Origin of the sequence: Streptomyces sp. NBC_00536, assembly GCF_036346295.1 — a bacterium.
GTDB lineage: Bacteria > Actinomycetota > Actinomycetes > Streptomycetales > Streptomycetaceae > Streptomyces.
In genome coordinates this window covers 437009-454551 of the sequence record NZ_CP107819.1, presented here as the reverse complement: position 1 = coordinate 454551, position 17543 = coordinate 437009, and the positions used below count along the sequence as shown (strand labels likewise).

At 75.4% G+C, this 17543-nt stretch carries 13 protein-coding genes; 7 read left to right on the top strand and 6 right to left on the bottom strand.

Features of this window, described 5'->3' with window-relative positions; genetic code table 11:
• Positions 1-23: 23 nt before the first annotated feature.
• The 3 genes from OHS33_RS02020 to OHS33_RS02010 all read right to left on the bottom strand — a co-directional run bounded on the left by OHS33_RS02020 (position 24) and on the right by OHS33_RS02010 (position 2327).
• The gene (locus OHS33_RS02020; RefSeq protein WP_330328631.1) at positions 24-515 is read right to left on the bottom strand and encodes a hypothetical protein; all 492 of its coding nucleotides are present in this window, start codon (positions 513-515) and stop codon (positions 24-26) included.
• Between the two features lie 115 nt (positions 516-630).
• Positions 631-1869 (bottom strand): DUF418 domain-containing protein, encoded by a 1239-nt coding sequence (locus OHS33_RS02015; RefSeq protein WP_330328630.1) that lies wholly within the window; start codon positions 1867-1869, stop codon positions 631-633.
• Positions 1866-2327 (bottom strand): hypothetical protein, encoded by a 462-nt coding sequence (locus OHS33_RS02010; RefSeq protein ID WP_330328629.1) that lies wholly within the window; start codon positions 2325-2327, stop codon positions 1866-1868. Before OHS33_RS02010 ends, OHS33_RS02015 begins: the two co-directional genes overlap by 4 nt.
• 258 nt (positions 2328-2585) lie before the next feature.
• On the opposite strand from OHS33_RS02010, the gene OHS33_RS02005 reads away from it, so the two are divergent.
• The 3 genes from OHS33_RS02005 to OHS33_RS01995 all read left to right on the top strand — a co-directional run bounded on the left by OHS33_RS02005 (position 2586) and on the right by OHS33_RS01995 (position 6853).
• Positions 2586-3728, top strand: a complete 1143-nt coding sequence (locus tag OHS33_RS02005; protein WP_330328628.1) for an NUDIX hydrolase — start codon at positions 2586-2588, stop codon at positions 3726-3728.
• A 104-nt stretch (positions 3729-3832) separates the two neighbouring features.
• Complete coding sequence (locus OHS33_RS02000) at positions 3833-4474, top strand: GNAT family N-acetyltransferase (RefSeq protein WP_330328627.1); 642 nt, start codon at positions 3833-3835, stop codon at positions 4472-4474.
• A gap of 1452 nt (positions 4475-5926) precedes the next feature.
• A complete protein-coding gene (locus OHS33_RS01995; RefSeq protein WP_443065185.1) occupies positions 5927-6853 on the top strand; it encodes a class I SAM-dependent methyltransferase in 927 nt (308 codons plus the stop codon).
• 74 nt (positions 6854-6927) lie between these two features.
• Here OHS33_RS01995 and OHS33_RS01990 read toward each other — a convergent pair whose 3' ends face one another.
• Entirely contained in the window at positions 6928-8319 is a 1392-nt protein-coding gene (locus OHS33_RS01990; RefSeq protein ID WP_330334867.1) for a DEAD/DEAH box helicase, read from the bottom strand.
• A gap of 361 nt (positions 8320-8680) precedes the next feature.
• Positions 8681-9175, bottom strand: coding sequence for a MarR family transcriptional regulator (locus tag OHS33_RS01985; RefSeq protein ID WP_330328625.1), 495 nt, complete (start codon positions 9173-9175; stop codon positions 8681-8683).
• Positions 9176-9262: 87 nt separating this feature from the next.
• Here OHS33_RS01985 and OHS33_RS01980 point away from each other — a divergent pair, with 87 nt between their 5' ends.
• Positions 9263-9598 carry an HGxxPAAW family protein gene (locus OHS33_RS01980; RefSeq protein WP_330328624.1) on the top strand — a complete coding sequence of 112 codons (336 nt, stop codon included), beginning with the start codon at positions 9263-9265 and terminating at the stop codon, positions 9596-9598.
• Positions 9599-9608: 10 nt separating this feature from the next.
• Here the strand turns inward: OHS33_RS01980 and OHS33_RS01975 are convergent, their stop codons facing one another.
• The gene (locus OHS33_RS01975; RefSeq protein ID WP_330328623.1) at positions 9609-11879 is read right to left on the bottom strand and encodes an MMPL family transporter; all 2271 of its coding nucleotides are present in this window, start codon (positions 11877-11879) and stop codon (positions 9609-9611) included.
• A 246-nt stretch (positions 11880-12125) separates the two neighbouring features.
• Here OHS33_RS01975 and OHS33_RS01970 point away from each other — a divergent pair, with 246 nt between their 5' ends.
• The 3 genes from OHS33_RS01970 (at position 12126) to OHS33_RS01960 (ending at position 17499) form a co-directional block, all read left to right on the top strand.
• Positions 12126-13454, top strand: coding sequence for a sensor histidine kinase (locus OHS33_RS01970; RefSeq protein ID WP_330328622.1), 1329 nt, complete (start codon positions 12126-12128; stop codon positions 13452-13454).
• Between the two features lie 29 nt (positions 13455-13483).
• Positions 13484-14224, top strand: coding sequence for a response regulator (locus tag OHS33_RS01965; RefSeq protein WP_443065405.1), 741 nt, complete (start codon positions 13484-13486; stop codon positions 14222-14224).
• A 125-nt stretch (positions 14225-14349) separates the two neighbouring features.
• Complete coding sequence (locus tag OHS33_RS01960; protein WP_330328621.1) at positions 14350-17499, top strand: amino acid adenylation domain-containing protein; 3150 nt, start codon at positions 14350-14352, stop codon at positions 17497-17499.
• The last annotated feature ends 44 nt before the right edge of the window (positions 17500-17543 follow it).

The window sequence follows — 17543 nt, the reverse complement described above, 5'->3', positions numbered from 1 at the left end:
GAATATGTGGCCGGCCGTACCGCTCAGCGGCCGTACTGGTCTGAGCACAGCTGGGCGATCGACGGGGACACCGTGCCGTGGGCCGCCGCGCAGATCGCCGCCATGTCATACGAACGCCCCGGCGCCCCGGGCCGGGTCTGCGGGCGCGGCCGGGCGCGCGGCGTACGGGCCTTCGCCGGGGCGGGGGCGCGGACCTTCCCGGAGCGGTGCGGCGCCCCGCGCCGGGCGCCGTCCGCGCCCTCCCCGTCCTGGCCTTCCTGCCCGTCCGTCCCGTCCGCCGGGGCCGCGGCTGCCGACGCCGCCGGCGCGGCCGGCACCGGGGACGCGGCCGCCTGCGCGGGATCCTCCGGCAGCCGCCCCAGGGGCAGTACGGGATGCGGGGCGTGCGTGCGGACGGTCGCGGGGTCCGCTGCCGGTGCGGCCGGGACCGACGGCGCGACGGTCATGCATCCGGTGCACCCGGCACCGAGGAGGAACGCGGCAAGGGACAGGGGCAGGACCCGGCGCAGCTGCATCCGCCCACCCTGCCGCATGCGCGGACCCGGACCGGTGCCGCGTCACGCGTACGGGTGGTCCGCACGGCCCGTCCCGAGGGGGCGTGCGGGGTCTGATGCGGGCGTGCGCCCGCGGTCACGCGCCGGTGCGGGCGCGGGCGCGCGGAGCGGTGGCCAGCCGGAGGACGTGCTCCAACGGCCCGCGGCGCAGCGGGGAACCGGCCCACACCCGCTGCCAGCCCCAGGCCGCGGCCAGGGCCACGCCCGAGAAGGCGGCCAGCGCGGCCCAGGAAGCGGCCCCCTTCGCCGGACCGGCCAGCACCAGTGCGTGCACGACGTACGCGCTGAGCGCCATCGCGCCCAGCGCGGTGAGCGGCCGCAGCAGCCGGGCGGCGCACCGCTCGCGCGTCAGCAGCACGAGGCCGCCGATGAGCGCGGCGCCGACGCCCGCGTTGCCGAGGGTCTCCAGCGGGGTCTGGCTGTAGGGGGAGGCGAGCAGCAGCCAGTCCCACGAGGTGCTGGGGACGGCCCCGTACTGCTGGGCGAGTACGGCCCGTACCGGATCGGTGGCGGTCATGGCCTCCGGGTGGTGCGCGGCGATCGCGGCCAGCAGCCGCTGCCGTCCGCCGAGCACCTCGGTGGCCAGCCACGCGGAGCCGTACGCCACGGCCGCGACGGCCGAACCCCACAGCGCCATGCGCAGGGCGACCGCCTTCGCGTGGACGTCGCACAGCCGCCCCAGTGCCATGCCGACGAGCACGTAAGGCAAGTAGGTGACCACCGGGTAGGCGCCCGTGAGCAGCAGGGCGCGCAGGATCTCGCCGAGTCCGGTCCAGCCGCGCGCCAGATCGGCAAGGCCGGGCACCGCGCCGCGGCCCGAGGCCGTGACCCCGAAGAGCGGACCGAGGACGTACGAGAGTAGCGGGCCGGCCGCCACGCTCACGCCCGCGACCACGGCGAGCGCCTTCGTGGAGAGCCGGGTGAAGGGCTCGGCGGCGAGGAAGTAGAGCGCGAAGAAGGCCAGGATGACCAGGATCCCGGGCCAGAGCGCGGCCAGGCAGAGCCCCAGCGCGCCGAGCACCGCGGAGCGGATCAGCAGCGGACGCGCCCCTCCGGGGGTGGGCGACGCGCCCCCGCTCCCCGCGCGCCGCCGCTGGGCGAGGGCCAGCGAGAAACCGGCGAGGAGGGTGAAGACGGCGGGCGCGCGCCCGTCCGCGGCGAGGACCAGGTAGTTCGCGCCGGAGGGGCGCGCGCCGGGCCCGACGTGCACCGCGAACATCCCGAGCACGGCGAGGCCGCGCGCGGCGTCGACTCCGGAAAGCCTGTCGATTCCGGACGGTCTGTCGGCTCCGGGCAGGCTGCCGGTGACGTTCATCGGTTCCCGCAGGTGACGGTGTCGCGCGGGGTGTAACGCGTCGTGAAGGTCTCGCGCTTGACCTCCTTGCCGCCCTGCTCGAAGACCCGGTCGACGGCGACGTCGAACCCGGAGTCGACGGAGAGGCCGAGGTCGCGGGGTTCGGCCCGCTCGACGCGCTCGCCGATCCGTATCGCGAACGCGGTCGGGGCCGTGGGCCCGAAGGCGCGGTCCAGGGCCTGGCGCGCCCGGTCCCGGTCCATCCCGCCGATGTCCACGCCGCGGACCTTCGTACCCGCGGTGATCTCATCGGAGGCCAGGAGCAGACCGGCGCCGTACAGACCGGCGCAACCGAGGGCCAGGGTGCCGCCCGTGACGGCGAGCGGCCGCATCGGCCGCATAGGCCGCCGTCGCCGCTCCCCGGTGGCCGCCCCGGTTCCGTCCCCGTTCCCGGTCCCGGTGCCGCCGGCCTGTCGCATAGCTGTCCCCCTGAAGGTGGTCGTCTGGACGGGCCGGGGGCTTTCACGCCGACCGGCCCGCGCCCGAAAGCTAGCAAGGAGTACATAACCAGGTAATAAACGGCCATAGGGCCGGTAAAACCCGCAGGTCGGGCGCGCGCCCGCGCCCCTCGTGCACGGCGCCGTAACCCGGGGGCCGTGCGCGCTGTTGCACAGGCGCCGGGAACGGCGTGACGCGCCCGCCCCGGCCCTCTCCCATCCACGGTGAACGGAGTACCGATGCCGCAGCTGACCGACACGGACCACACGGACCGGACGGACCACGCGACCGCGGACCACGCCATCCCGGAACCCGCGACCTCGGAACCCGAGACGCCGCAGCCCGCGACGCCGCAGCACGCGGCCCCGGGGGAGCGGAACGGACCGGCCGCCGACACGTGGATGAGCCCCGCCGCATACGGGGCCTCGCGGGCCGCGCTCTGGAGCGGAGCGTGCGTCCTGGTCACCGACCCCGACGGGCGCGTCCTCGTCCAGACCGTGGACTACCGGCCCGACCGGCTGCTGCCCGGCGGCGCGGTGGACGCGGGGGAGGCGCCCTCCGCGGCGGCCGCCCGTGAGGTGTACGAGGAACTCGGCATCCGGGACCACTTCCCGCGCGGCCTCGCGGTGGACTGGATCCCCGCCGACGCCCCCGGCTTCGAACCGGAGATGCGCTTCCCCGGCGAGATCCTGCACGTCTTCGACGGCGGTACCTGGGACGCGGACCGCATCTCGGCCATCCGGCTGCCCGCCCAGGAGATCACCGGCGTCCACTTCGCCGAACCGGCCGACCTGCCCGGGCTGATGCACCCCGGAGACGCGCGGCGCGCCCTGTCCGCGCTGCGGGCCCGCATCGACGGCGGCGGCCCCGCCCTCCTGGAGGACGGGCGGCCCACCGCGCCGGGCGCGCTCGACCGGCTCGGGGTGCTGCGCACCCGCCGCACCCCGGAGCGGGGGGTCTGGTGCGCGGGGCCCGCCCCGGCCGACCTGCCCGTCCACGACCGGGCGGCCTGGCTGTTCGCCCCCGACGGGCGGGTGCTGGTGCTGATCGCCCACGCCACCGGGGCCGCGCGGCTGCCGGGAGGTGCCCCTCGGCCCGCCGCTGAACCGGCCGTCGCCGAAGCCGAGCCGCTGGGGTACGTGCGCGAGGAGGACGGCGTACGGATCCGCTCGGCAGCCCGGCTCCGCGCGCTCGGCCCGGCCGCCGACCCGGCGCACGCCCGCCTGCTGGCCACCCCCGAACAGGTCCGGGACCTCTGCGACTGGGGCCCCGGCGCGGCGGACCAGCTGACCTCCGTCCACGCGGCCCGCGCCCGTCTCGGCCTGCCCCGGCCCGCGCGCCGCCCCGCCACGGAACTCCCGGCAGAGGGCCTGACCTGGTGATTCCGTCGTGATCCCGTGCATCCCCGTACGGGCGGCCCGTATATCGTTTCAGCCGCCACGCGTCCGTCCGGGCGCGGTGCGGGGAGAAGGGCGGGGACGACGGCATGGGCCGGACACTGGGGGAGATACTCGACGCGGCGGCCCGGGGGCAGTTCCCGCCGCCCGACGGCGGGACGACCGTGGTCGCGCAGGAGAACCACCGGGACGCCGGGGTCATCGCCTTCACCGCGCACTCCGTGGTCTTCACCGACGAGGACCCCGCGTGGGTACGGTCGACCCTGGCGGGCATCGAATGTGACGGACTGGCCGCCACGATGAACCCCCGCTTCCTGGCCGCCCTCATGGACCGCACCGGGCGTCGGCACGACACGATCGACCTCATGACGGTCGCCGGTCCGCTGCCGGGGGAGCCGCCGGTCGCGCTGCGGGAACTCGCCGACCGGGACCACCCCCGCGTGGTCCGGGCCCGCGCCCGGCGCGACGACGTCCGCGTGTGGGCCGCCGACGGCGGGGTCGTCGTCCTCGGCCGCGGGATCGCGGGCCGCTGGGAGACCGCGATCGAGGTGGACGAGCACGTACGGCACCGGGGGCTGGGCCGCGCCCTGGCCACCGCCGCCCGCCACCTCGTCCCCGACGGCGCCCCCGTCTGGTCCCAGCAGGCCGCGGGCAACGCCCGTAGCATCCGCGCCTTCCAGGCCGCCGGTTTCCGCCCGGTCGGCTCGGAAGCCCTGCTGATCGCCCGCTGACCGCCTGACCGGTCACCTTCGCTTCCGTGAAGCATCGGCTACCCGTTCCCCTCCATGCCGCCGGGCCGCCCGGCCCCAACCCCGGACCATGAGCCCCGAGCCTCCGCCCTGCCCAGCGCCCGCCGGGCGGGGCGCGCCCGCCCCTGCCCGACCACCCGCCTGCGGCCCAGCCCTGAAAGCGCGAGCCTCGGTGCGTACACGGATGTTTCGCGGCGGCAAAGGGAACGCACCAGCGCCCTGCGGCCTGGCGGCCTGGCGGGTTTGTGCGGCCAGGCCCGGGCTTGCCTGCCCGCGCAGCCAGCGCCGCGGCTCGGGGCGCCCGTAACGCCGCAGCCCACCGAGCGGCGTCCCCGCGACGCGACGCGACGCAGCACGGCACCGAGACCGGCACCGGCCGGGCACGGGCATGGCACCGGCTCCGGCATCGGCGCGGCGCGCCACCGACGCGGCACCGGCAGTGGCACCCGCCCCGGGCCCGCCCCGAGCGGTGGGCGCGGCGGGCGTCGGCCGGGCGCTGCCACGCGCGGCATGCGCCCGGGCCCGGGACCCCGGGGCCCCAGGACGCGCCTCAGGGTCCCGCCCGCAGTCCCGGGTCCCGCACCCGGAGCGGCCCCCCGCATCGTCCCGGGGTACCGGGACCCCCGCGCCCCGCCCGCGCCCCGGGACCCCGGGGGTCCCGGGGTCCGCCCGCGGTCCCGGGTCCCGAGCCCGGAGCGGCCCGGCATGCGCCCGGGCCGGGGGCTCGCCCCCGAGCGGTGGGCGCCGCGTGTGCCCGGGCCCGGCATGCGCCCGGGCCCCCGGGGCGCGGCCCCGGGTCCCGCCCGCGCCCCCGGGGTCCGGCGCCCGCGCCCGGGACTCCGGGCCCCAGGCTCGGAGCGGCCCGGCGTGCGCCCGGGCCCGGGACGTGCCCCCGAGCGGTGGGCGGTGCGGGAGCCGGCCGGGCGCTGCCACGCGAGGCGTGCGTCCGGTCCCGGCATGCGTCCGGCCCCCCCTGATTCGGCCCCGGGCCAGAGACCCGGCCACGCGCCCCGCCCGCGCCCCCGGGGCATGTGCCCGCCCCCCGGGCCGTGCTCCCGAGCGGTGGGCGCGGCGGGAGCCAGTCGGGCTGTGCTGGCCCGGGATGCGCCCGGGCCCCGGGACGCGCCCGAGCCCCGGACCCCGGGTCCCGCGCCCGGGGCGGCCCCGGCGGGCACCCGGGCCCCGGGACGTGGCCCCGGGGGCAGAGACGCGGCCCCGGGCCGGGGGCGCGCCCCCGGGGCGCGGCCCCGGAGCGCCCCCGGCGGCAGCCATCGGCAACGCCCCACGTGGGGCGATCCGTTCCCTCTTCGGCCTCCGTCTTGCGCCTCGGGCCCTCCGCAGCCTCGTCATGTACCCGTCCCGTGGTCTAAGGTCTGGCTACCCGGCCAGGTGTCAGTGCTGATTCCGTGCCATATCCCCGGAGGACGACTCTCCATGTCGCAAGCTGCGCGTCTCCCTCTCACCGACCCCGAAGTGCTGTCCGCAGCACCGGTTCCCACGGGGTTCAATGACGTGAAGGGATGGTTCTGGAACGTCGATCAGCTGCTGTTCGACTGGTTCCTGGAGCACCAGAACGCCGATGCCGAACACCGCGGCGATCTCCTGGAACTCGGCGCGTACATGGGCAAGAGCGCGATATTCATGGGTCGTTACCTGCGGGACGGCGAGGAGTTCACGGTCTGTGACCTCTTCGACTCGCCCGCCGAGGACGAGTCCAACCTCGCGGAGACGCGGTCCTCTTACGCGTCGCTGACCCGTCAGGCCTTCGAGGCGAACTACCTCGCCTTCCACGAGGAGCTGCCGACCGTCATACAGGCCCCGACCTCCGTGGTCGGCGACCGGGTCCGCGCCGCCAGCTGCCGTTTCATCCACGTGGACGCATCCCACCTCTACGAGCACGTGCACGGGGACATCGAGGCCTCCCGCCTGCTCGCGGCGCCCGGCGCGGTGGTGGTGTTCGACGACTACCGTTCCGAGCACTGCCCGGGTGTCGCCGCCGCCGTGTGGGGCGCGGTCACCTCCGCCGAGCTGCGCGTGATCTGCGTGTCCGGTACGAAGCTCTACGCGACCTGGGGCGACCCCGCGCCGCTGCAGAAGGCGCTGCGCGAGTGGCTGGAGGCCCGCGAGGACCTCTGGCACGGGATCGACCAGGTCGCGGGCGCCCCGCTGGTGCGGATAGGGGGCCAGAAGGCCATCGCGCCGCCGGAGCCGCGGCCGCTGCGGGCCCCCGAGGTCCCCGTCCTCTCGGCGGTCCCGGCCCAGCAGAAGCCCGTACCGCGTGCGCGGCGGGTGCGCCGCCTCGCGAAGGACCTGCTGCCGCCGATCGTGACGCGGGCGATAGTGGCCGGCCGCCGCCGCTGACCGACGGGCTCCAGGGTCAAAAGAAGGGGCCGGGTGCGCAGCGCGCACCCGGCCCCCTTCGCACCCCGGCGGGGTCAGACCCCGCGGCGCACCCGCGCGGCCGCCCGCGCTTCGGCGGCCTGCCGGGCCTCGGTGGTCTTGCGGGATTCCTTGGCCTTGCCGCCCGGCCGTCCCGGCCGGGTGCCGATGCCGCGGAAGGCGAGGGTGCTGTTGCCCTTGCCGCCCTTCCCGTCCTTGCCGCCCTCGGCGGGCGCGGCGCCGGCCAGCGGGATCCCGGACGGCTTCTTCGCCCCGGTGATCTTGCTCAGCAGGGAGTCGCCGGACCGCACCTGGGTGATGGTGGGGCGGATCTTCGCGTCGGCCAGCAGACGGGTCATGTCGCGGCGCTGGTTCGGCGTGACGAGGGTGACGACCCGGCCGGACTCGCCCGCGCGCGCCGTACGGCCGCCGCGGTGCAGGTAGTCCTTGTGGTCGGCGGGCGGGTCGACGTTCACGACGAGGTCGAGGTCGTCGACGTGCAGTCCGCGCGCCGCGACGTTGGTGGCGACCAGTACGGTCACCGCGCCGGTCTTGAACTGGGCGAGCGTGCGGGTGCGCTGCGGCTGCGACTTGCCGCTGTGCAGGCCTTCGGCCCGTACGCCGTTGGCCCGCAGGTGCCGGGTGAACTGGTCCACGGCGTGCTTGGTGTCGAGGAACATCAGCACCCGCCCGTCACGGGCCGCGATCTCGGTGGCGGTCTCGTACTTGTCGGCGGCGTGGATGTGGAGCACGTGGTGCTCCATCGTCGTCACCGTGCCGACCGAGGCGTCCACCGAGTGGACGACCGGGTCCTTGAGGTACGTACGGACCAATTGGTCGACATTGCGGTCGAGGGTGGCCGAGAAGAGCATCTTCTGGCCGTCGTGGTGCACCTGGTCGAGGATCTCGGTGACCTGCGGCATGAAGCCCATGTCGGTCATCTGGTCGGCCTCGTCGAGCACCGTGATCTTGACGCGTTCCAGGTGGCAGTCGCGCCGCCCGACCAGGTCGCTGAGCCGCCCCGGGGTGGCCACGACGATCTCGGCGCCGGTCTTGAGGGCGCCCACCTGGCGGCCGATGGAGAGTCCGCCGACCACCGTGGCGATCCGCAGCTTCATGGCGTGCGCGTACGGGGTCAGCGCCTCGGTCACCTGCTGGGCGAGTTCGCGGGTCGGTACGAGGACCAGCGCGAGCGGGCGCTTCGGCTCCGCCCGGCGTCCGGCCGTACGGACGATCATCGCGAGCCCGAAGGCGAGGGTCTTGCCGGAGCCGGTCCGGCCGCGGCCGAGGATGTCCCGCCCGGCGAGGGCGTTCGGCAGGGTGGCGGCCTGGATCGGGAACGGCTCGCGCACCTCCAGCTCCGCCATCGTCGCCATCAGCTCCTCCGGCAGCCCCAGCTCGGAGAACGCCTCCACCGCGGGCAGTGCCGGGGCGATCGTCTGCGGCATCGCGAACTCGCCCTGCGGCGCGAGCGGCCGCGCGGACTTCTTGGGGGACTTCGCGGTCTTGGGGGGCCTGCCGGGCTGGACGCCGAAGCGGCCACGAGCTGACGGATTCAAACGGAGAACCTTCCTCGATACGGAGCGCGTCGTCGAGGAGTCCCGGACCGGCCGACGGACGGCCGGGCGGGCATGCGCGAGAACGAGCCGGAACGGAACGGGGGCCCGTACCCAGCGGTACGGGCCCCGGCTTCGTCGTGCGTCGGCGACCGGTCCGAATGCCGTGCGCCGCAAGTAACCAACCCATTTTACCACCGGGTACCGGACGCCCGGCGGCCGGTCCGGAGCGGTCCCGCGGTCCCGGCCGTGGCTACGGCGCCGCGAACCGGCCGCTGGTGGAGCGTACGTGCTCCAGGTGGGCCCGGGCCTCCTCGGTGGCGCGCCCGAACCAGTCGGCGATGACGGCGATCTCGTCGGGGGAGTAGTCGGCGAAGAGGGCGGCGAGCCGGGCGTAGAACGGCTCGTACACCGAGACCACCCGCGCGGCGGCCGTCGGATCGGCGACCACCCGCACCCGGCGCCGGTCCGACGGGTCCGGCTGCCGGCGGGCGTACCCGGCGCGCTCCAGCCGGTTGAGCACCCCGGTGACGGCCCCGGTCGTCAGGTTGGCCCTCTCGGCCAGATCGCCCGCGCCGAGCGGGTTCTCCCCGGCGCCCAGGATGTGGCCGAGGCAGGTCAGGTCCGTGACGTTCAGCCCCAGCAGCTGGGCCACCTCCTGCTGGCCGACCAGGCCGAGGCTGACGTAGGCGTCCATGCGCTGGATCGCCTCCCCGGCCGAGGCGGGGGGGCGGGGCTTGCCGTCCACGCGAATACTCCTTAGCATCTAAGTAACTTAGCTCGTGAGATGAAAGATCCTGCTCCGAGCCTACTGCCGCCTGCCCCGGGGAGAATCATGAGCGCGCACGGAGACGTCGACATGGGCCACACCGTGGCCGGCTGGACCGGAACCGTCGTGGCCGTCCTCGGCTCCACCGTCACGGGCGGCGCGCTCTGCCTCGGCTGGACCCCGGGCCTCTGGCTCGGCCTCGCCCTGCTCGTCCTGTCGGTCCTCGCCACCTGGGTCCTGCACCTCGCCGGATGGGGCAAACCGAGCGGGCCCCGCCCGCACTCCCAGCGCGACTGGCGGGTGCGCGACACCGCCGCGCACGCCGGGCACGCGCAGTGCGTCGGCTGCCGCGTCGCCGCCCGCGGGGTGCCCGGCCCGGCGGCCGCGCCCGCCCTGCCCTAGGGCCTGTCGCTCAGGAGGCCGGAACGCGGTGCGGCTCCGGGCCGGTCCGCGGGCCGTTCAGCGGGTCCGCCGACGGGCCGGTCCGCGGGCCGGTCCACGGGTCGCGCCCGGCCTCCGTACGGGGCCGCGCGCGGCGCCCGGGGCGTACGGGCCACCAGGTGCCCCGGCCGAGCAGCGCGGCCAGCGCGGGCACGAGCACCAGCGAGAGGACCGAGGCCGAGAGCACGATGCCGAGCGCGGTCGCGAAACCGACCTGCCGGGACCCGGGATCCGGGGCGACGGCGAGGCTGCCGAAGGACCCCGCCAGCACCAGGCCCGCCGTGACGACGGCGGGCGCGGTGCTGCGCACGGCGCGCGCCACGGCCGCCCGGGCCGGACCAGGCAGCTCCATCTCCTCCCGGATCCGGTCACTGATCAGGATGTTGTAGTCGGTGCCGAGCGCCACGACGAACAGGAACAGCACCAGCGGGAGGGTGAAGGCGACGCCGGGACGGTCCAGCAGGTGCTGGAAGACCAGCGCGGAAGCACCCAGCGTGGCCGCGAAACCGAGCCCGACCGAGACCATCAGGATCACCGGCGCGAGCAGACTGCGCAGCAGGACGACCAGGATCAGGGCGATCAGCGCCGCCGCGACCGGGAACACGATCCGCAGGTCCCGGTCGACGGCGGTGGCCACGTCCACGAACACCGCGGCGGTACCGCCCACATGGGCCACGGTCCCCTCGGGGGAGTGCGCGGCGACCGCGCCGCGCACCGGCCCGGCGACCAGCGCGCGGGCCCGCTCCGTCTGCGGATCGACGCGCAGGTACAGGTCGATGCGGGCGGCCCGGTGGTCCCCGTTCAAGGTGACGGGCCCGACCCGGCCGACGCCGTCCACCGCGCCGAGCGCCCGGGACAGCCCGTCGAGCCGCCCGGTGGTGAGGGCGCCGCCGTCCCGCGCCGTCACGTACACCGTCGTCGGCTCCCACGCGTCCGCCGGAAGCGCGCGGCCGATCTCGTCCGCGGTCGCGGAGGCCGCGGTCCGCTCGCCCCCGCCGCCCTGGCCGTAGTCCATGGCGATCCCGGCCAGCCCGGTGGCCAGCGCGCCCAGCAGCGCCACGGAGGCGAGGACCAGGGCCACGGGACGCCGTGCCACCAGCTCACCGAGCCGCCCCGCCGCACCCTCGCGCGGCGCGCGCTTCAGGGCCCGCGAGGGCCAGAACATCCGGCGCCCCGCCATCGCCAGCATGGCCGGCATCAGCGTCAGGCTGCCGAAGAGCATCACCAGGACGGACACGGCGATGGCGGGGCCGAGCACCCGGAACTGCCCGAAGGAGGCGATGGCGAGCGTGGCGAAGGCGGCGACGATGGTCAGCGCTGCCGAGGTGATCGCCGTACCCACCCGGCCCGACACCTCGGCGGCCACGGCCCGGGCGTCGCGCTCCGGCTGCTTCCGCAGCTGCTCGCGGTAGCGGAAGAGCAGGAACAGGAAGTAGTCGATCCCGATGCCCAGCAGCACCACCCCGATCAGGCTCGGGGTGGACCCGTCGAGCTTGATGCCGGTGAGCAGCGCGGTGCCCGTCACCGCGCCGCCCGCCGCGCCGCCGATGAAGGTGATCGCGAGCAGCGGCAGCAGGGCCGCCAGGACGCTGCGGAAGACGAGCACGTTGAGCAGCAGGATCAGCGCCGTGGTGAGGGCGCCCACCACCTTGGTCCTGGTCGCCCCGGCGTCGGTGGTGTCGGTGGTGGACGCGATTCCTCCGGTGAACCCGGTGCGCAGGCCCGCGTCGGCGAATTCGGCCCGGGCGTCCGCGCGGAAGGCGCGGAAGACGTCCAGCAGACCGGGGTCCATGGCATTGCCGGTCAGCTGGACGGAGAGCAGCTGGAAGCTCCGGTCCGGGGCGAGGGTGGCCGGAGCCACCTTCGGGGTCTGCGAGTGGTCGATGAGGAGGAAGGACGGAGCGTCGTCCTTGGGCGGCGGCATGACCACCCGGCGCTGCCCCAGCTTCTGCGCCCCGGCGCCGATGCGCCGCTCGTCCGCGGCGGTCAGCGGCGCTCCGTCGGACCGGCCGACCAGAACGGTCACCGTGTTCGCGTCCGGTTTCACCCCGAACCGCTCCTCGGCGACCTTCAGCGCGGCGGCCGAATCGTAGGTGGCGGGCAGGAAGTCCCCCGGCTGGGCTCCGGTGACCCGGTAGACGAGCGCCTGGTTGAGGAAGGTCAGGGCCAGGCCCAGCACCGTCCACACGGCGATCACCTTCCATGGGTTCCTGGTGGAGAAGCCGGTCAGGGCGCGGATCACGAAATTCCTCCGGTGGTGCGGCGTTGAAGGGCCGTTGAGGGGCTGCGGTGCCACGGGGCAGGGCAGGGGCTCGGGGTGCGTTCCGGCCTGGTTCCAGACCATCAGCGGGAAGCGGCCCCGTCGTCCGGGCGCGGGATGAGAAGCGGACGGGGACCGTGGTGGGGCGGCGGCCGGTACCCAGGACCCTGCTCCTGGTCCGCGGCTCCCCCCACGGTCCGTGGCCGCCGTACGGGCCCCGGTGCGAGAATGGATCTCAGCGTGGTGGTCGCGGCGCACCGGCACGGGCCGGAGGGACGGGTGGCGGCTCCGGGAGAGGACCGCATGAGGGGCCGTGACGCGAGGGGCCGTGGCCTGGGGGGACGCGATCCGAGGGGCAGCGATGCGCGGGGCAGCGATGCCGCGACACCGCTGTGGACGCGCGAGGACGGGCTCGTCACCATCGGCGCGCTGGCGGTGGACCTGATCGGCTTCGGCATGGCGAAGCAGTCCGGCGACTGGCCCGTCACCGGGGGCGGCATGCTGCTCCTCGTGGTCGCCGCGCTCCCGTTGCTCGTACGGCGCCGCCACCCGGTCCCGGTCTTCGCGGTGGTCATGGCCCTCGAAGTGGTGCTGCGGCTGGGACTCCCGGTCGCGCCGGGGCTCAACACCAGCCTGGTGGTGGCCCTGTTCACGGTCGTCCGGACCGGCCGCCCGGCGGCCACCGTGGCGGCGGGCCTCACGACCGCGTCGCTGGCCCTGCTCGGCCCGGTGCACGGGCTGTCACTCGCCTGGGCCGCGTTGGGGTACACCACCTCGACCGTGCTCGTCGTCGTGGCCGCGCTGCTGGTCAACCGCTGGCAGCGGGAGGTGGACGCCAACCGCGGGCTGCTGGCCGAACGGGCCGTCGCCGAGGAACGCCGCCGCATCGCGCGGGAGCTGCACGACATCGTGGCCCACCACATCACCGTCATGCAGCTGATGGCGGGCGGCGCCCGGGCCAATCTCGCGCACGCCCCGGACGCCGCGCGCGAGGCGCTGGTCACCCTGGAGGACTCCGGACGGCTCGCCTTGAGCGAGATGCGCCAGCTCCTCGACGTCCTGCGGGCCGACGACCCGCCCCACGACGCGACGCGGCACCCGGACGGTCCGCCGCCCCGCCCGGCCGGACCCGAGGCGCCGCAGCCGGGCGCCGACGACCTGGACCGGCTCGTCACCGAGTCCCGGCAGTCGGGGCTGCCGACCGAACTGAGCGTCCGGGGCGAGCCGTACCCGCTGCCGCCGACCGTCGGCCTCACCGTGTTCCGGCTCGTCCAGGAGGGGCTCACCAACACCCGCAAGCACGCGGGGGACGCGCGGGCGTCCGTACGCCTCGCGTACCACCCGGACCGGATCACCGTCGAAGTGCGCGACGACGGCGCGGCCCGGCCGGGGCGGCCCGGCTCCGGCTACGGGCTGACCGGCATGCGCGAACGCGTCGCGCTGCAGGGCGGCACGCTGGACGCGGGGGCGCTCGACGACGGCGGGTTCCGGGTGGCGGCCGACCTGCCCACGGGCCCGGGCGTGGGTACGTCGATACGCGAGGAGGTACGCCGATGAACACGCCGATGAACGGGCCGGTCACGTCGATGAACGCCGAGGCGAGGGCGGATGCGGGCATGGCCGGGAACGGCGGGGCGCAGGAGCCGATCCGGGTGCTGATCGCCGACGACCAGCCGCTCGTCCGGCGCGGTCTGGCCCTGATCCTCGGGCCCGACCCCGCCATCCGGGTGGTCGCCGAGGCGGGCGACGGCGAGGAAGCCGTGGCCCTCGCCCACCGCCACCACCCCGACGTCATCGTGATGGACATCCGGATGCCGGTCCTCGACGGGGTGGGGGCCACCGGGCGGATCGCCGCGGAACTGCCGGGGTGCCGGGTGCTCGCCCTGAGCACCTTCGATCTGGACGAGTACGTCGTGGCCGCCCTGCGCGCCGGCGCCTCCGGCTTCCTGCCGAAGGACGTCTCCCCCGAGGAACTGCTCGCCGCGGTCCGCACGGTCCACACGGGCGAGGCCGCCGTCGCCCCACGCCTGCTCACCCGGCTGCTCTCCGCCTACGTCACCGCACCTGCCCGGACCCGGCCCCGGCCGACCGACCGCGTACCGGCCGTCGGCGACCTCACGCCCCGGGAGGCCGAGGTGTGGCGGCTGATGGCCACCGGCCTCGACAACGCGGAGATCGCCGGGGAGATGGACATCAGCGGGTCCACCGTCAAGAACCACATCACGAACGTCTTCGGCAAACTCGGCGTGCGCGACCGTGCGCAAGCGGTCATCGCCGCCTACGAATCCGGGCTCGTCGAGGCGGCCCGTACGGGGGACTTGGCTTAGATGTCCCGCTGATCCGGTGGATTCGCGCCGTGTTGACCCTCTTCGGTGGCCGGATGACGTCGGCCCGCTTCCGGGAAACCGAGCGGAGGATACGTTTCCGTCTCCGAGGAAGAGGGGGAGCGTCGATGACCGAGACAGTGGTGGACCCGGCGGGCCGGGCGGACGAGAACGTCCACGCACGGCCGGTGGCGGAGCTGTTCTTCGAGCGGGCCCGGCGGTACGCGGAGCGCCTCGCCGTGGACGAGCCCGGCGGCACGCGCTACACCTACGCCGAACTCGCGCTCCATGTGCGGGAGTTCGCGTCCGGGTTGCGCTCCCTGGGGGTCACTCCCGGAGCCGTGGTCGCGGTGGCGGGCTCGCGCGGTCCCCAGGCCTGCGTCGCGCTGCTGGGCGTGGTGTGCGCCGGAGCCACCTATCTGCCGCTGGATCCGACCCTGCCCGCGGCCCGGGTGACCGGCATGCTGGAGGACGCCGAGGCCCTCGCCGTCGTGCGGCTGCCCGGTGCCGGTTCGGTGGATCCCGAGATCGCCCCGACCTGGGACCACGAACGGATCCTGGCCGCCGGCCGGGCGCAACTCCGTAAGGGGGAGGGGGTCGGGGCCGGGATCCGGGCCGACGTGCCCGCGTACGTCATGTTCACCTCCGGCACCACCGGGCGCCCCAAGGCCGTGCCCGTGCCCCAGCGCGGGCTGGTCCGGCTCTCCGTCGGCAACGGCTTCTTCGACGTCCGGCCCACCGACCGGGTGCTGCACGCGGCCACCCTCTCCTTCGACGCCTCCGTCCTGGAGATGTGGCCCGCCCTGCTGAACGGGGCCTGCCTGGTCCCCGCCGACTCGACCCTGCTGCTCGCCCCGTACGCCCTCGCCGCCTTCCTGCGCGAGCAGGAGATCACCGTCCTCTTCGCCACCACCAGCGTGTTCCACCACATCGCGCACGAGCGCCCCGAGACCTTCGCGGGCCTGCGCTACGTCCTGACCGGCGGCGAGGCCCTGCGCCCGGACGCGGCCCGCCGCGTCCTGGAGCAGGGGCGGCCGGAGCGGCTGATCAACGCCTACGGTCCCACCGAGACCGCGTGCGTCGCGGTCGCCCACCAGGTGGAGGCCGTTCCCGAGGGCGCCACCGGCATACCCATAGGCCGCCCCATCGCCGACACCGTCTGCCTCGTGCTCCGGGAGGACGGCACGCGGGCCGGGCCGGGGGAGGAGGGCGAGCTGTGGATCGGCGGACCCGCCGTCGCCGCGGGCTACCTGGGCAACCCGGCCGAGAGCGCCCGCCGGTTCGTGACCCTGGAGGCCGGTTCCGGGAACCCGGAGTCCGGTGCGGAGTACGGTGCGGAGCGCGGGCGCTTCTACCGCACCGGTGACTTCGTACGCCGCCACGCGGACGGGGAGATGGAGTTCTGCGGCCGCCGTGACGACCAGGTCAAGGTGCGCGGGTTCCGGATCGAACCCGACGAGATCCGCGACGCGGTCGCGACCCACCCGGCGATCACCGACTCCGTGGTGCTCGCCCGCGAGGACGGCGCCACCCGCCACCTCGCCCTGTTCGCGGCCGCCACCCGGCCCGGCCGCCACCCGGACGTACGGGAACTGCGCGCCCACCTCGCCGAGCGGCTGCCCGCGTTCATGGTCCCGGCGACGATCACCGTGCTCGACCGGCTGCCCCTGGCCGCGAACGGCAAGGTGGACCGGGCCGCGCTGCTCGCCCTGGCGCCGTCCCCGGCCACGGGCGAGGGCGAGGGCGAGGGTGAGGGCGTGGGCGAGGGCGTGGGCGAGGCCACGGCCGAGACCATTGCCGCCCTCGTCTCGCGGATCTGGGAACAGACCCTTCCGCAGGACGTTTCGCACGCCCCCGACGACGACTTCTTCGTCCGCGGCGGGAACTCCCTGATCGCCGCCCAGCTCGTCAACACCGTCCAGGCCGCCCTGTCCATCGGCGGCGCGCACAGCTACCGGCTGGTCGGCGACCTCCTGAACCAGCCCACCCTCAAGGCCTTCATCGTCGCCGTCGAGGCCACCGTCCACGACCGGTCGACCCCGCGCGGGGCGCCCGTCGCGGGCCGCTGGCTCGCCGATCTGGAGCGGCCGGTCCCGCGCGTCACCCCCGTCCCCATCACCGCGCACGACCGCCCCGACTGGCGGGTGCCGCGCCACGTACTGCTCACCGGGGCCAGCGGCTTCCTCGGCGCCCACCTGCTGCGCACCCTGCTCGACCGCACCGACGCCGAGCTGCACCTGCTGGTCCGCGCCCGGGACCTCGCGCACGCCCACCGCAGGATCGCCCGGGCGCAGCGGCGCCACGGCATCACCCGGCCGCTGCCCGCCGAACGGATCCACCCGCTGCTCGGCGACCTGGCGGCGCCCCGCCTCGGGCTGACGGAGGCCGAGTTCGACCACCAGGCCGCCCGCGCGGACGTCATCCACCACTGCGGAGCCGACGTCAACTTCCTCTATCCCTATGAGCAGTTGCGTCCCGCCAACGTCGACGGCACCGGGGAACTGATCGCGCTCGCGGCGCGCCGGGCCGTACCGCTGCACTACGTCTCCACCATCGGGGTGGTGCACGGATTCGGCGCGGCCGGGGTGCGCGAGGTGAGCGAGGACACCCAGCTCGACCACGTCGAGCTGCTCTCCATGGGGTACACCGAGAGCAAGTGGATCGCCGAGGAACTGCTGCGCAAGGCCGCCCGCGCCGGGCTGCCGGTGGCCGTCCACCGGCCGCACGAGATCACCGGCGACACGCTCAGCCACACCTGGGACAGCGGAGCCGCCCTCTGCGAACTGTTCAAGGTGATCACGGAGCTGGGGCTGGCCCCCGACCTGCCCGTGGCCCTCAACTTCGTCCCCGTGGACCACGTGGCCGCCTCGATCACCCACCTCGCCACGCACCGGGAGGCCCAGGGGCAGACGTACCACCACGTGAACCCGCGCGAGGCGCTCCTCGCCGACCTCGTCCAGCGGCTGCGCGTCCACGGGCACCGGATCGAGACCGTCGGCTACCACCGCTGGACCGGGGCGATGGAAGCCCATCTGGCCGAGCGGCCGGGCCACTCCTTCGCGCCGTTCGCTCCCCGGTTCACCACCCTGGCCGCCGGCAGCGACCTCACACTTGAGGAACTCTGCACGACCGATCACTTCCCGGCCCTCGGCCGGGAGCGGATCGACGCCGACCTCGCGGGCAGCGGACTGAGCTGCCCACCCGTCGACGCCGCGTTCCTCGACGCGTGCATCGGCTACTTCCACGCCTCCGGATTCATCCCGTCACCCGCGGGCTGACCCCCGCGGGCCGGGGCCCGGGCGGGGGCGCGCCCGCGTCACGA